We start from the raw sequence: 15,076 nt of genomic DNA, 5'->3' as shown, positions 1-15,076 counted from the left end.
TATGTTTGGTTTTTCCCGATCACCCGTGGAGCCGACTCATGAGCGACAACCTGCTGAATATCCCTGTCACGAACATCAAGGGCGAGCAAAAGACCCTCGCCGAATACGCCGGCAAAGCGGTGCTGGTGGTCAACACCGCCAGCAAATGCGGTTTCACCCCGCAATACAAAGGTCTGGAAGAACTCTGGCAGACCTACAAGGATCAGGGCCTGGTGGTGCTGGGCTTCCCGTGCAATCAGTTCGGCAAACAGGAGCCGGGCAACGAGGGCGCGATCAGCGAGTTCTGTGAGCTGAACTACGGCGTCAGCTTCCCGCTGTTCAAGAAGATCGACGTCAACGGTACCGACGCGCATCCGCTGTTCGTGCAGTTGAAAAAGCGCGCTCCGGGTCTGCTCGGCTCACAAGGCATCAAGTGGAACTTCACCAAGTTCCTGATTGGCAAGAATGGTCAACTGGTCAAGCGTTTCGCCCCGGCCACCAAGCCGCAGGACCTGACCAGCGAGATTGAAGCCTTGCTCAAATGAATAGCCTGCCCGTCGATTCGCTGAAGCTCGACAGTCAGTTGTGCTTCAAGTTGTACGCCGCGTCCCGGGCGGTGATTCGCGCTTACAAGCCGATGCTCGATCAGCTCGGCCTGACCTACCCGCAATACCTGGCGATGCTGGTGCTGTGGGAATGGCAGCAGAATGCGCCAGAGCAACCGACGGTCAAGGCGTTGGGCGAGCGGCTGCTGCTGGATTCCGGCACCCTGACGCCGCTGCTCAAGCGTCTTGAGCAACTGCAGTTGGTGCAGCGTCAGCGCTCGGCGCTCGATGAACGCGAAGTCCACCTGAGCCTGACATCGCAAGGGCAGGCGCTGCGCGAGCAGGTCGGGCCGCTCAAGGCCCGATTGTTGTGCGACAGCGGGGTGGACCTCGATCGGCTCAACGATTTGCGCAACGGCCTTGATCACCTGCTGGGGCAGATCAAAGCGCTGTCGTAGTCGGAATCCACTGGTCGAGCAGCGCCGCCAGCTCTTCGCGGCGGAACGGCTTGGCCAGGTAATCGCTCATGCCGGCGGCACGGCAGCGCTCGCGTTCCTCGGACATGGCGTTGGCGGTCAGTGCGACGATCGGCAGATGTGGCCAGCGCCCGCTCTGGCGGATCTGCCGGCTCGCTTCGTAACCGTCCATCACCGGCATGTTGCAGTCCATCAGCACCAGATCGAACTCATCGTGCTCCAGTTGATCGAGCGCTTCGGCACCGTGGGCGGCGACCACCACGTCGCAGCCGAGTTTGCCGAGCATGCCTTTGGCCACCAGTTGGTTGACCGGATTGTCTTCCACCAGCAATACCTTGCCGCGCCGCTGGATCGGCAGGCTCTCAAGACGTGCGTCGTTGATCGTGGTGAGGTCGGCGAGCAGGATGCGCCGCAGGATCTGATACAGCGCGTTGCGTGCCAGCGGTCGGGCCTGTTGTTGCAGCGGAGCCAGCGCCGCGGCTTCTTCACCGGGCATGAAGCTGCCATAGGCGGTGACCACCAGGATCGGTGCGCTGAGGGTCGGGCGCAGACTGAACAGGCATTCCGGGCAATCGGTGATCACCAGGTCAGGGGACAGGCCCAGCAACGGCTCGTCCATCGTGCGCTGTTCGTAGGTCACGCCCCACACCGGCAGCAAGGATTTGAGCAGCTCGGCCAACCCGCTGCTGGCGGCGGTGATCGCCAGGACTTTGCCGTGCAGCGGTGGCGGTGCGATCGCGCGGGTGTGGCACGGCAGCGGCAGTTCGGCGCAGAACTGACTGCCGAAACCAGCTTCGGAACTGATGGTCAGCCGGCCCTGCATGGCTTCGCACAGGTTGTAGGTCAGCGCCAGGCCGAGGCCGGTGCCACCGTACTGACGGGTGATGCCCGCACCGGCCTGGGTGAACGGCTGGAAGATTTTCACCTGGGCTTCCTGGGCGATTCCGATGCCGGTGTCGCAGACTTCGATGCGCACCCCGTCCTTGTGGGCGCAAAGACGCACATCGACCCGGCCGAACCGGGTGAACTTCAGGGCGTTGGACAAAAGATTGCTGACGATCTGCCGCACCCGGGTCGGATCCCCCAGCACCAGCGCCGGGAAGTGCGGGTCGATCAGGCACGTCAGTTCGACGCTGGGCGCCGCGTTCTGCGATAACAGGTTGGCGGTGTCCTCAATCAGCGAGCCGAGGTCGAACGGGATGTGTTCCAGCTCCAACTGCCCGGCGTCGAACTTGGACAAGTCGAGAATATCGTTGAGCAATTCCACCAGGACCTTACCCGAGTCATGGGCAATCGACAGCTGTTGTTGCTGTTCGGCATTCAGTGGCCCGTCGAGGGAGAGGGCGATCATGCCCAGCAAGCCGTTGAGCGGGGTGCGGATCTCGTGGCTCATGTTGGCGAGGAACACCGAACGCGCTTCGGCCATGTCCAGGGCGGTGCTGCGGGCGACTTCCAGTTCCTGGTTGGACTGGCTGAGCCGGGCGTTGATCGCCTTGAGCTCGGCGGTGCGCGCCGAAACGATGTGCTCCAGTTGCCCGAGGTACTCCGTGAGGCGGTTTTCGGCGTTGCGTCTTTGCTGGATTTCCGTGGCGATGTTGTCGAACTGCTGGTTGGCAACCCTGACCAGCACGCCGATCTCGTCGTTGGCGTGCCCGGCCGGGCATTCCAGCGTCGTGGGTTCTGCACTGCGCGCATCGCGGCCGCTGAGTTCGCGGATCAGCCGCACCAGTGGCTTGGTCAGCATCACGTAGAACAATGCCAGCAGGATTCCGGTAAGGATCAGGCTACGGGCAAACCCGTTGAGCAGGGTGATCTCGGCACGACGCAGGAACCGGCTGCCGAACGCATAGGTATCGACTTCCAGGCTCAGAATACCCAGCGATTCGTTGGGCAGGTGGTCGAGGTAGAGGCGGTCTTCGAACTCGCGTTTGGCGCCGAACAGGAAGTCGCTGATCACTCGATAGCCGCTCTGCAGCTCCGGGCGTTTGACGTTGGCCAGAACGTTGCCATTGTTGTCGGTCAGTTGCGCCGAGATGATCGCCGGCGAACGCAACAGGCCCAGGGTCAGTTCCTGAGCCAGTTCCGCGTCGATGTTGTAGGCGATCCGCGACGCCGGATTGTGGCTGATTTCCAGTAAAGACAGGATTTCACGGTTGATGGAGGCGTCTTCGCTGGCATAATCGATGCCGATTTGCAGCAGGCTGAGCAGCGTGCCCAGAACGAACCCTACCAGCACAGTGAATCTGGCTTGCTTGTAAGACAGCCGGTGGGTGAATTTGATATCCATGGGGTGTTGAACCACTTCCGTTTCCCTTCGCTGCTCAAGCATAGTCGATCATGTATGGATACCGAGGTTCCCGAATCGCCTTGTAACAAGGCCTGAGCGGGGATTGAGATCTGTCTGTCGTCGCTGGATCGACATCATCACTGTGAACGTGCCCGAGGAGAAGACGTGGATTCCCGATTGAATGCTTTTCTTGAACGTGCCGAGTCGGTTCTGGCGCGCATCGAACCGTTGCTGCCGGCGCCGCGTCCGTTGATCGACTGGGGCACATGCCTGGCGGCGCGCTGGCAGCGTGACGGGCGCAGTGGCTATCTGCTGCCGCTGGAAGTCAGCCTCGATATGCGTCTGTCCGATCTGATCGGCGTCGACCGACAACTGGAGCAACTGGGGCGTAACACCCAACAGTTCCTCGACGGCATGCCGGCCAACCACGCGCTGCTCTGGGGCTCGCGCGGTACCGGCAAATCCTCGCTGGTGCGGGCGCTGCTGGCCGAGCACGCCAAGGCTGGGCTGCGTTTGATCGAGATCGAGCGCGATCACCTGGCCGACCTGCCGCGGGTGGTGGAGCAGATCGCCAAACTGCCGCAGCGCTTCGTGCTGTTCTGCGATGACCTGTCGTTCGAATCCGGCGAAGGCGATTATCGCGTACTGAAAAGCGTCCTCGACGGCTCGCTCGAACAAGCCCCGGACAACGTCTTGCTGTACGCCACTTCCAACCGTCGCCACTTGGTGCCGGAGAAGGAAAGCGACAACGAAAACTGGAAACGCGTCGACGGCGAACTGCACCCCAGCGAAGCGGTGGAAGACAAGATCGCGCTGTCGGATCGGTTCGGCCTGTGGCTGTCGTTTTATCCGTTTACCCAGGAACACTTTCTCAACGTCGTCGAACACTGGATCGGCCAGTTGGCGGCCAAGGCCGGCTTGAGCTGGCAGCGTGACGAAGCGCTGGACATCCTCGCTGTGCGCTGGGCAACCGGGCGCGGCAATCGCAACGGACGTTGCGCGTACCAATTCGCCCGTTACTGGGTGGGACTGAAATTGCTGGAGCACAAGGCATGATTGATTTGCAACAAAGCGGCCAGGGCCTTGAAGGCTATGGCCTGTTGGCCGCGCAACTGGAGTCGCTGCTGGCGGACGAACGCGATTTTATCGCCAACGCCGCGCAGTTTTCGGCGTTCCTGTTCAACCAGCTCGATGATCTGAACTGGGCTGGCTTCTACCTCAATCGCAACGAAGAACTGGTGCTTGGCCCGTTCCAGGGCCAGATCGCCTGCGTGCGCATTCCATTCGGGCGCGGCGTGTGTGGCGCGGCGGCGGCCAGCCTGCAGACCCAGCGCGTCGAAGATGTGCATGCATTTGCCGGGCATATCGCCTGCGACAGCGCCTCGAACAGCGAGCTGGTGGTGCCGCTGGTCAAGGACGGCCGGTTGATCGGCGTGCTCGACCTCGACAGCCCGAAGCTGGCGCGTTTCGCGGCGCACGATCAGGCCGGTATCGAGCACCTGGCGGCGATCTTCCTGCGTCTGACCGACTGCTGATCAGGTGCTCAGGCCAGCCTTGAGCAGCAGGCTGGCCGGTTCCACTGCATCGATTTGCCGCGGGTCGAGAAAACGCGCGGCATACTGCAGGTACACCCCGTCGTTGATGAACAGCCCAAACAGCTCGGCGTCGATGTGTGCTTCGCGGCACATGGTGGCCATGATCCCCAGGGCCTCGCTCAGGGACTTTGCCTTCTTGTACGGCCGGTCAGCGGCCGTCAGTGCTTCGAAAATATCGGCAATCGCCATCATCCGCGCCGGCAGGCTCATGTCTTCGCGCTTCAAGCGTTTGGGGTAGCCGCTGCCGTCCATCTTTTCGTGATGCCCGCCGGCGATTTCCGCGACGCTGTCCAGATGCCCGGGGAAAGGCAGGTGGCTGAGCATCAGGATCGTCTGCACCATGTGGTGATTGATGATGTAGCGCTCTTCGCGGGTCAGCGTGCCGCGCGCAATGCTCAGGTTGTAATGTTCGCCGCGATTGTATTTGTAGCGAGGCACATCCAGCTTGAACCCCCACGGGTTGTCTTGCGGAATCAGTTCGCTGTCGGCGCGTTCGATCAGGTGTTCGGGTTTGTCCGCCAGCAGTGGTTCGCTGGCTGGAAGCGTCGGTGCCGGGGTTCGCGTCTGCCGCCGGTTTTCTTCCCATGACACGCCCAGTCGATCATCGAGGGTGCGCGTCCAGCGGCGCTCGGCGATGCGCTCAAGGCGTTGCAGATCGTCCGGCGCCATGGCCTCGCTGCCCAGATTGCAGCGGGCGACAAATGCAAAGTCGTCGTCCAGTTCCGTCAGCGTGGCGTCACGCTGTTCACTCAGTCGCACCTCCTCACCGCCCAAGGCCAGCGCCTGCCAGTAGCTGATCCAGGCGTCGCGTTTGAGCACCTCGAAGCGGGTGCGGATTTCGTGGATGCGATCGTTGAGGGTTTCCAGCTTGGTGGCTTTGTCGACGACATATTCCGGCGTCGTGACCTTGCCGCAATCGTGCAGCCAGGCGGCGATGTGCAGCGCCTCCCAATCGTCTTCGTTTGGCTGGTAGCTCTGGAAGGCCGGCGCCTGACTGGCGGCAGCGGCCTGCGCGAGCATCAGGGTCAGTTCGGGGACGCGCTGGCAGTGGCCACCAGTGTAGGGGCTCTTGGCATCGATGGCGCCGGCAAGCAACTGAATGAACGCATCGAGCAACTGCTTCTGCTTGGCCTGCAGGCGCTGGCTTTCGATACTCACTGCAGCGGCGCCAGAGACTGCCTGCAGGAAGGCGATGCGATCCGGGCGCAACTTCTCCAGGTCTTGCGTGGCGCCGCTGTCGTTGACCAGCAGAATCAACAGGCCGATGGTTTCATTGTGCCGGTTGCGCAGGCGGAGGCCGATCAAGTGGATACGCGGTGACTGCATCGCCAGCAGCACTCTCTGCAGGTCTGCGGCCTGTTCGAAGCCAAGGCTGGTCACCACGTTGTCGCTATTTGTCAGTTGCTGGAACCATCCAGGCCCCTGGCCTGCCAGCAGATCCTGGCCCAGCACATCGAACTCGCCCGGCTCCTGCGCGACGCCATCGATGACCAGTCCGTAGGGCTCCATCCGGCTGCCATCGCTTTCGCGCAGGTAGATCAAGCCTGCCTGGGCCTGGGCGATCTGCACCGTTTCGAACAGCACCCGTTGCAGCAGCGGGACGAAGCGGGTTTCGGCGCACAGGCTGTCAGTGATGCGGAAGAAACTGGCGAGGGTGTCCTTCATGCGCGCCATCGACAGGCTCAACTGGTCGACCTCCAGCACCGGCGAGCGGCGCGTGACCGGAAAGTTGAAATCGAAACTGCGAATCGCGTCGGCTTCCTTGACCAGCGCATGCAGCGGCTTGACCAGAATCCGTGAGGTCAGCCACCCCAGCGGCAGGCATAACAACAATGTCGCCAAGGTGATCAGCGCACCCTGCCAGCGCATGCGGTAGGCGTCGGCGAGCAACTCGTCCTCCGGCACCAGCAGGGCCATCTGCAGACCTTTCGGCCCACCTTCCTGCAGGTTGCTGCGGGCGACGATCCAGTGGCGTCCATCGACGTCAAGTCGCTTGCTCGGGTGCGCCGAGGACAGCAGTGCATGCAGGGTCGGGCTCAGGTCGGCGGCCTTGGCCAGGCGTGCGCTGCTGTCGTCGACAATCAACCGGCGGCTGTCCGGATAGGCCACGGCATTGCCATCGGCATCAAACAGGACGATTTCGGTGGAGGGGGTCACTACGTGCTTGATCAAGGTGGCCGAGAGCGCGGCCAGGGTCAGGTCGGCACCGATCACTGTGGTTTCGCTGCTGCGTCGGGCCAGGGTAGTGCCCACGTTGTGCGTGGAGAAAAACACATAGGGCTCGGTGGTGATCTGATCGCCTTGTTGCAGGGCGTTGCTGTACCACTTGCGGGTGCGGGGGTCGTAGCTGTCTTCAGTGTTGTCCTGACGACCGACCGGGTTCAGCGCTTCGTCGAAAAACAACGATTGTGAAGACGTTGTCCCGCTGGCAGCGTGCTCGATACTCCAGACTTGATAAGCCGCTGTCGGCGGTGCCTTGACCAGAGCCTTCAGAGCGCTGGTACGCAAGGGGCGGACCATGAAGAAGTCGCCATTGCCATACCCCAGATACAGAGAGGCGAGATCGGTGTTGTCCTTGAGCGACTGACTGAACGGCTTGAGCAATGCCAGACGCTGTTGCAGGTTTGAGGCCTCGGCCGCCTGATTGTCGGCCAAAAGGCTCAGCAAATGTCGGATCGGTTCATAAGTGGCGTGCAGATCCAGGCGCACATCCTGCTCGATGCGATTGAACAGGTTTTCGCTGCTCGACAGGATGATTTTGGTGGTCTGGCGATAATTGAACAATCCCAGCACGATGCCCGTCAGCAATAGCAGAAAGGTAAACATGACGCTGATATGCACGTGCAACGGGAACCGGCGTTGATCCGGGCGCAGTGGGCTGGGCATTGCTGACTCTCCATTGAGGTAAACACACTGCTCAGCGTTCAAGCATAGTTAAGGCTCGGTCATTGTGCTTTGTTCAAACGACTCCAGTTGTTGCTGCAACGCCTGCTCCAGTTCGACCATGGCAGTATCGGTGGCCTGAACGCAACGCACGATAACGGGGACGGGAGATGTGGGCGTGCAGGCTTGTTCGAGTGCGTCGCAACAGGCGATCAGGCGCGAGGCCTGGGCGATCCGTGCAGCCCCCTTGATCTTGTGCGCTACCACTGCCAATGCTTCACGGTCATTGTGCGGGGCCAGGGCCAACAGTTCCTGGCGGTCAAGGCGGCTGCTCTTGAGCAATTCGCTGAGCAGGCGCCGGGCCTGCAGCGGATTGCCGCCAGTCAACTGATGCAAGCCCTGAAGATTGAAAGGTGGCTCGGACGCTACGGGCTGCAACCCGTTGACCCATTGGCTCAGCGCGCTGAGGCTCAGGGGTTTGAACAGGCAGTCGTTCATCCCGGCCTGCTTGCAGCGCTGCACTTCTTCAGGCTGCGCGTTGGCAGTGAAGCCCAGCACGGTACAAGGTGCACGCCCTGTGCGTTGTTCCTGCTGGCGGATGGCGGCGGTCAGTTCGTAGCCGTTCATCACTGGCATGTTGCAGTCGGCAATGACCAGGTCGAATTCGCCGGCCTGCCACTGTGCAAACCCGCTTCGACCTTCTTCGGCAAGGCTGAAGCGGTGGCCCAGAAACTCCAGTTGCTGGCACATCAGCAGGCGATTGGCGGGGTGATCGTCGACCACCAGAATATTCAGCGGGGTAAACGATGCACGGATCGGCGGCTCGAATTTCGTCGTGGCGACTGTGCACGGTAGCGTTTGCAGCGGCAGCGACAGGCAGACCTGGGTGCCGATCCCGGGCTGGCTGCTCAATTGCAACTGGCCGCCCATCATTTCACAGAGGTTGCGGCTGATGACCAGCCCCAGACCTGCGCCACTGCGTGCCTGCTGCCGACCTCCGTCGGCCTGGGCGAAGGGCTCGAACAGGCGCTGCTGATCTTCGATGCAGATCCCGATTCCGGTGTCCTGAACCGTCAACTGGATAAGCGAGCAACCGTCGACCCCTCCGGGCAGTACGTCCAGAGTGATCCGGACATGCCCGCACTCGGTGAACTTGATGGCATTGCTGATCAGGTTGGAGAGGATTTGCTTGAAGCGTAACGGGTCCAGTTCCACATCGACTTCGAGTCCGGGAGGATTCACGGTCAGGGGCAGAGCGAGGTTTTTCTGTCGGGCCAGGCCGTCGAAGATCCTGACCACCGACGTTACCGTATCGACCAGATTGACCCGCTCCGGACTCAGGCTCAGGCGCCCTGACTCGATCCGGGCGATATCGAGGATGTCGCCGATCAGACCCAGCAGGTCCTTGGCCGAAGAGTAAGCCGTTTCGATGGATGTGCGGTCCGGGTGTTGTCGGGTCATGCGTTTGAGGGTCAATTCGAGCATGCCGATGATGGCATTCATCGGCGTGCGGATTTCGTGGCTCATGGTCGCCAGAAAGGTACTTTTGGCGCGGTTGGCGTTGTCCGCCTGCTCCTTGGCCGTGCGCAGTTCATCGAACAGCTGGCGGCGCTCGCTGATGTCGATCCAGCCGCCGATGATGCCTTGCACATCACCGCTGGAGTCGCGGTACGGCAGGATCCAGTGGTAGATCGTCAACCGCCGGCCACCAATGTGCAGTGGTCGGTCCAGCACCAAGGGCGTGCCTTCGGCCACCACCCGTTGGTAATCGGCCTGATAGCTCTGCGCTTCGAAGGCATTGCTCAGGGTGCCCTGCATGACACTTTTGCCGATCACGTCTTCGCGTTTGGCGTTGAAGGCTTCGAGGTAGCTGTCGTTGCAACTTTGCAGCAGGCCACGACGGTCGCGCACGTAGATCGGGTGCGGTGTACCGTTAACCAGCGAGCGCATGAATTCGAACTGATCGTTCAAGGCGCGCTCGGCCGCCTGACGCTGCTTGATCTGGCGCCGCATGTAGGCGTTCCACAACAGTGACAGCACCAACAGCAGACACGCCGCGCCAATCAGTTGGTAGAACAGACGCTGATAGTGATTCCAGTTGCCTTGCGCGGCGTTGGAAAAACCACGCCAGCGACTGTTGATGACCCCCAGCTCTTCCGGCGTGATGCTCAACAGCGCCTTGTCGAGGATCGACCCCAATTCGGTGTTGTCGCGGGCGGTGGCCAGTGAAAAGGCGGCCTGGTGGGTGCCCAGGGTCGTGGTGATCTGCAACGGGTGCTCGAAGAGCCGCGATGCAATCAGATAGTTGGCGATCACCAGAGAGGTGACGGCGCCATCGGCCTTGCCTTCGGCGAGCAAGGTCGCGGCACCAAAGGTGTCGGAGGTTTCTATCAGGTGAATATTGGGGAACTCGCGGCGCAGGTAATCGGCCATGGGATTGCCCTGAGCGATTGCCAGGTACTTGTCCTTGAGCTGGGTCGGATGAGTCGGGCTGTCGGCGGATTTGCGAGTCAGCAGGACAAACGAGTTTTCCAGATAGGGTCGACTGAATTGCAGCGTCTTTTCGCGTTGGGGGGTGGGGAGCAACGCTGCGATCAGATCGGCCTGATGCTGATTGATCTGCTCGATCATGTCGCCGTCGCTGCGGCTGCGCACCAGTTCGAATCGCATGCCGGTGCGCAGGCGCAGTAGCTCCAGCAGGTCTGCGGTGATGCCGCGCAGATTGCCGTCGCTGTCGAAAAAAGTCATCGGGGCGAACGCTTCGTTCACTACCACACGCAGCACCGGATGTTGCTTGAGCCAGTGCTCTTCATGATCGGTCAATTGCAGCTTCTGGTCGGTCAGCAGGATGTCGCTGCCAGCGCTCCAGCGTTTGGCAACGCTGTCCCGTTCACTGACCGGAACGGCCCGCAGCACGGTGTTGATGAGGGTGAGGAGTTGCGTGTTGTCTGCGCGCACGGCGAAGCTGAAACCGTGGGCTTCCTGTTTGCCGAAATTGGCCATGCGAATGTTGTTCAGATAGCCCTTGTTGATCATGTAGTGGGTGGAGATGGTATCGCCCAGAAACACGTCGGCCTGATCGAACGCCACCGCGTTGATTGCGTTTTGATAAGAGGGGTAGGAGGTCAGGATGGCTTTGGGGTACAGCGCCTTGACTTCATCCTGTGGCAAATAGTGGTACACCATGCTCAGCCGCAGTCCGGCCAGGCCTTCGGTGAGTGTGCGGGTCTCGCCCTCACGGGTGACCAACACGGGCTGGTCAATGGCGTAAGGGGTTGAAAGCAGGACGTCTGCGTTACTCGCCTCGAAACCATTGGCCGTGCCGAGCATGTCGACTTGCCCGGCTAACAGCGCGCGCAAGGCTATGTCCCGTGAGGCAAAACGCTTGACCCGGATCGGCAACTCGATGACCTGACCGAGGAGGCCGGCGTAGTCGGCGGTGAAACCTTCATAATCGCGCCCGCTGGCGGTCATGTCGAAGGGCGGATAATCCGGTGCGGAAGTGCCCAGTACCAGTTCGCTGCGAGTCTGCAACCATTGGCGTTGCGCCGGTTGCAGCGACACGGACAGCGTTTCGTGACTCGAACGGCTGCGCAGCACGTAATCTTGCGCCGTAATGAGCTCGGCATTCACCTGGGGCGTCAGGCACAGGCTCGCGCACAATCCAGCGAGATAGATCTTTAAACGACTGAGCATGCGGGCCCTCACACTAGCGCATTGCGCTTGGCCATCTCGATAAGTTCCACCAGAGACCTGGCTTTGAGTTTTTGCATCAAGCGTTTCTTGTAGGTACTGACTGTCTTGTTACTGAGAAACATGCCCTTGGCAATTTCCTTGTTGGTGCGCCCTTGAGCAAATAACTGCAAGACCATAAGTTCACGGTCATTGACGGACTTGAACAGTTCCAGTTCGGCATAACGCACATCGTCGCTGCGCACCGGATTCAACGCTTGGCTGGGGAAGTAGTTGTAACCGGAAAGAACTGCCTTGATCGCGCTGACCAGTTCGCTCAGATCTTCTTCCTTGCAGACATAACCGGACGCACCGGACTGCATGCAGCGAATACCGAACAATGTCGGGCATTGCGCCGTCAGTACCAAGGTCTTGAGCGGAGTGCCCATGGCGTTGAAGCGCGCGAGGACTTCCAGGCCGTCCAGTTTGGGGATGCTGATATCGAGGATGATCAGGTCGGGCATGCATTCGCGGACCATTTGCATGGCATCGACCCCGTTATCGGTTTCGCCGACGACCTTGTAACCTTCATGTTCGAGCAGCATTCGAACGGCAAGCCGGATGACGGGGTGATCATCGACAATAAAAACGGAGTTCATAATCAAATCCCATACGTGCGCGAATAAAGCGCGCACCTTAGCTCAGAAAAATGAGCGGCCGCATGAACTCGCATGGCATTAGCGGCAATATAGGATAAGTCCTACACACTAAAAGGAAATCTACTACGACAAAGCTCTGTGTCGCGTAAGGAAGTGTTGGGAATGTTTGTTTATCTGAATGCTTTAAGTTGCTTGCAGAGTGTGGCGCATGCAGCGTTTTTGTTTGAGTTTTTATTCGCTGATCAAAAGATAATCGAACGCTGCAGAACCAGTTTAATGGGCAAGTCGCTCGACCGGACAGTCATACTGACCGGTCGAGACGAAGCGTCTCGTCAGTGGCTGGAGCGCCCGGTCATTTCCAGCGCCATGTCGCTGGCGTAGCTGTCAGTCATCCCGGCGATGAAGTCGATCATGCGCAGAAACGAACTGTGCAGCGGGCCGTGTGGGTCCGGCGCATTGTTGCCCAGCAGGTCGAGGATACGCCGGCTCTTGAACGACGGGGTGCGGCCGCCGTGTTGCTCCAGCGCCGCGCCGCAGAACGCATTGAGGAGGATTTCCAGGGTGGTGTAGGCGCCGATTTCATGCAGCGTCTTGCGCTTGTCCTGGAAGATTTTCTTGCGGGCGATGTCCTTGGCGTTCAGCACGCAACGTTTGGCCGGGCCGTGCATGTGTTCGACGAGGTCGCCGTGCAGGGTACCGGCCAGCAGCGCGTCCTGTTGCTCGACGAACGCCCGGGCGGCGGCATTGGTCAAGTGCTCGATGGCCTTGCCGCGCAGGATTGCCAGTTTGCGTCGACGCGAATCCTGGGGGCCGAGCTGACGATAGGTTTCCGGCAGATCATCACCCACCAGACCGAGCAGCAGCGATTCGACTTCTGCGTAGTCCAGCAGCTCCATTTCCAGGCCGTCTTCGAGGTCAATCAGCGCATAACAGATGTCATCGGCGGCCTCCATCAGGTACACCAATGGATGACGCGCCCAGCGCTGGTCTTCCAGCTGCGGCAGGCCGAGCTTGTGGGCGATCTGTTCCAGCAGCGGCAGTTCACTCTGGTAGCAGCCGAACTTGTGTTTCTTGTAACCCAGCGAGTCGGCGTGACGCGCCGTCCACGGATATTTCAGATAGGTGCCGAGGGTGGCATAGGTAAGACGAGTGCCGCCGTCGAACTGATGGTACTCAAGCTGGGTCAGCACCCGGAAACCTTGTGCGTTACCTTCGAAATTGAGGAAGTCACCGCGCTCGGCTTCGCTCATTGCGTCGAGCCAGCCACGCCCGGCCGCCTGCTGGAACCAGTGGCGAATCGCGTCTTCACCGGAATGGCCGAAGGGTGGATTGCCGATGTCATGGGCCAGGCAGGCCGACTGCACGACCATGCCCAGATCACTGGGCTCACACCAGTCGGGCAGGGCACTGCGCAAGGTTTCACCGACGCGCATGCCCAGCGAACGACCCACGCAGCTGACTTCCAGCGAGTGGGTCAGGCGCGTGTGGATGTGATCGTTACTCGACACCGGATGCACCTGGGTCTTGCGTCCCAGACGCCGGAAGGCGCCGGAGAAAATGATGCGGTCATGGTCTTTGTGGAACGGGCTGCGACCCAGCTCTTGCGGGCTGTGCAGCGGTTTTCCAAGGCGTTCGCGGTTGAGCAGGGTCTGCCAATCCAAGGCTGGTTCTCTCCGTCGGTGACTGGGATGACTGTTGCCCTAGCTTCCCGGTTCGGGCCTCCAGCTGCAAGCGGAACTACAGGCCCGCGGCATCGATATCGATCAGCAGCAGGCGCTCGCCGTTATCGAAGAACTGGCCCGCGGTCAGGCAATACTGGTTGCTGGTGGCATCGCGGTAGGTGTTGGAAAGGGTCAGGCGACGCTCCTCCCAGCCTTCGGCCAGCAAATGATAGAAGTACGGGCGCCATGACCAGTTGTGTCCCAGATAGCGGTCGTCGGCGACCCAGCCGCGCTGGCGCCATTCCAGGTTGGGTGTCAGCTGCGTACCGTGGCGGTCGCATTGATAGAACCGCAGCAACCACGGAAAGGCGTCCAGCTGCGGCAGTGCACTGAGCGGAGCGCGGGCCTGCGCCCAAGCCTGGAGAATCGACATGAGTTCGCCGAGCTGCTGACGCATTTGCATGAGGCGCCCGCGTTCGGCCAGTTTCTGCCGCACGTAACGCTGGCGCAGTTCGGCGAAGCGTTGCACGAAGGCGTCAGTGGGGTAGAAGGCTTCCTGCGCCCTGGCGAACAGGAAACCCTGGACGTAACGCGACCCGCATTCCAACGCGAAATTGAGTTGTGCTTCGGTTTCCACGCCTTCGGCAATGATCCAGCAGCCGGTCTTCTCGGCCATTTGCGCAAGTGCCTTGACCACATCACTGCTCGGCCCGCCCAGCGCTGCGGCCTGAAACAGCCGCATGTCGAGTTTGAGAATGTCCGGCTGCAACGCCAACACCCGATCAAGCTGTGAATAACCGGCACCGAAATCATCGATGGCGATCCGCGCGCCGGCGTCGCGATAACGCGCAACCACTTCGGTCAGGCGCTGGCTGTTGCCGCCCAGTTCAGTGATTTCGAAGACGATGCGTTGCGGGTCGACGCCATGGCGCAGTATCTGCTTGAAGCTGGGCAGCGGCTGATCCGTGCGCAGGCGACTGATCCAGCGCGGCGACATGTTCAGGCTGAGAAACCACTCGGCGGGGGCTTCATGCAGTCGACTCAGGGCGTTGTCGCGGATTTGCCGGTCGAGGCGCCGCAGGGCGATGGCGGGTGTGCGCGGATCGGCGAACAGTGGGCCGACCGAGGCCAGTTGGCCGTCAATCTGGCGCAAGCGGCCCAGTGCTTCGACGCCTGCAATTCGTCCGGTGGCGGTATCGATGAAAGGCTGAAAGCAGGCGAGCGGTTGCCCGTCGATCACGGGGCCTCCTTAGTCGTTCTTGTTCTGGTTGAACCGCGTTGACCGGGTAGGCGCGCGGGATTGAGCCTCCAGCTAAGAG

General features: G+C 60.9%; 10 protein-coding genes. 4 read left to right on the top strand and 6 right to left on the bottom strand.

Annotation, left to right across the window (positions count from 1 at the left end):
* Nucleotides 1-38: 38 nt before the first annotated feature.
* Complete coding sequence (locus tag AC1UK9_RS19530) at nucleotides 39-524, top strand: glutathione peroxidase (RefSeq protein ID WP_482578322.1); 486 nt, start codon at nucleotides 39-41, stop codon at nucleotides 522-524.
* Nucleotides 521-982 (top strand): MarR family winged helix-turn-helix transcriptional regulator, encoded by a 462-nt coding sequence (locus AC1UK9_RS19525; RefSeq protein WP_473013174.1) that lies wholly within the window; start codon nucleotides 521-523, stop codon nucleotides 980-982. Before AC1UK9_RS19530 ends, AC1UK9_RS19525 begins: the two co-directional genes overlap by 4 nt.
* On the opposite strand, the gene AC1UK9_RS19520 is transcribed toward AC1UK9_RS19525, so the two are convergent.
* Nucleotides 966-3,287, bottom strand: a complete 2,322-nt coding sequence (locus AC1UK9_RS19520; protein ID WP_473013173.1) for a hybrid sensor histidine kinase/response regulator — start codon at nucleotides 3,285-3,287, stop codon at nucleotides 966-968. The two genes, AC1UK9_RS19525 and AC1UK9_RS19520, sit on opposite strands and share 17 nt — an antisense overlap.
* Nucleotides 3,288-3,452: 165 nt before the next feature.
* On the opposite strand from AC1UK9_RS19520, the gene AC1UK9_RS19515 reads away from it, so the two are divergent.
* The gene (locus AC1UK9_RS19515) at nucleotides 3,453-4,343 is read left to right on the top strand and encodes an ATP-binding protein (RefSeq protein WP_473013172.1); all 891 of its coding nucleotides are present in this window, start codon (nucleotides 3,453-3,455) and stop codon (nucleotides 4,341-4,343) included.
* Entirely contained in the window at nucleotides 4,340-4,822 is a 483-nt protein-coding gene (locus AC1UK9_RS19510; RefSeq protein WP_473013171.1) for a GAF domain-containing protein, read from the top strand. The genes AC1UK9_RS19515 and AC1UK9_RS19510 overlap by 4 nt, the downstream gene beginning before the upstream one ends.
* Here the strand turns inward: AC1UK9_RS19510 and AC1UK9_RS19505 are convergent, their stop codons facing one another.
* The 5 genes from AC1UK9_RS19505 to AC1UK9_RS19485 form a co-directional block, all read right to left on the bottom strand.
* Complete coding sequence (locus AC1UK9_RS19505) at nucleotides 4,823-7,768, bottom strand: HD domain-containing phosphohydrolase (protein ID WP_482578321.1); 2,946 nt, start codon at nucleotides 7,766-7,768, stop codon at nucleotides 4,823-4,825.
* Nucleotides 7,769-7,816: 48 nt separating this feature from the next.
* The gene (locus tag AC1UK9_RS19500) at nucleotides 7,817-11,461 is read right to left on the bottom strand and encodes a transporter substrate-binding domain-containing protein (protein WP_482578320.1); all 3,645 of its coding nucleotides are present in this window, start codon (nucleotides 11,459-11,461) and stop codon (nucleotides 7,817-7,819) included.
* An 8-nt stretch (nucleotides 11,462-11,469) separates the two neighbouring features.
* Complete coding sequence (locus AC1UK9_RS19495) at nucleotides 11,470-12,096, bottom strand: response regulator transcription factor (RefSeq protein ID WP_041069609.1); 627 nt, start codon at nucleotides 12,094-12,096, stop codon at nucleotides 11,470-11,472.
* Nucleotides 12,097-12,428: 332 nt separating this feature from the next.
* Nucleotides 12,429-13,757 carry a deoxyguanosinetriphosphate triphosphohydrolase gene (locus AC1UK9_RS19490; RefSeq protein ID WP_025113162.1) on the bottom strand — a complete coding sequence of 443 codons (1,329 nt, stop codon included), beginning with the start codon at nucleotides 13,755-13,757 and terminating at the stop codon, nucleotides 12,429-12,431.
* Nucleotides 13,758-13,833: 76 nt separating this feature from the next.
* The gene (locus AC1UK9_RS19485) at nucleotides 13,834-14,997 is read right to left on the bottom strand and encodes an EAL domain-containing protein (protein ID WP_473013168.1); all 1,164 of its coding nucleotides are present in this window, start codon (nucleotides 14,995-14,997) and stop codon (nucleotides 13,834-13,836) included.
* Nucleotides 14,998-15,076: the final 79 nt, after the last annotated feature.

This window comes from Pseudomonas sp. AK-TSAG1-1 (genome assembly GCF_056821665.1).
The sequence above is the reverse complement of the archived record's forward strand: the minus strand, read 5'-3'. Positions and strand labels throughout refer to the sequence as shown.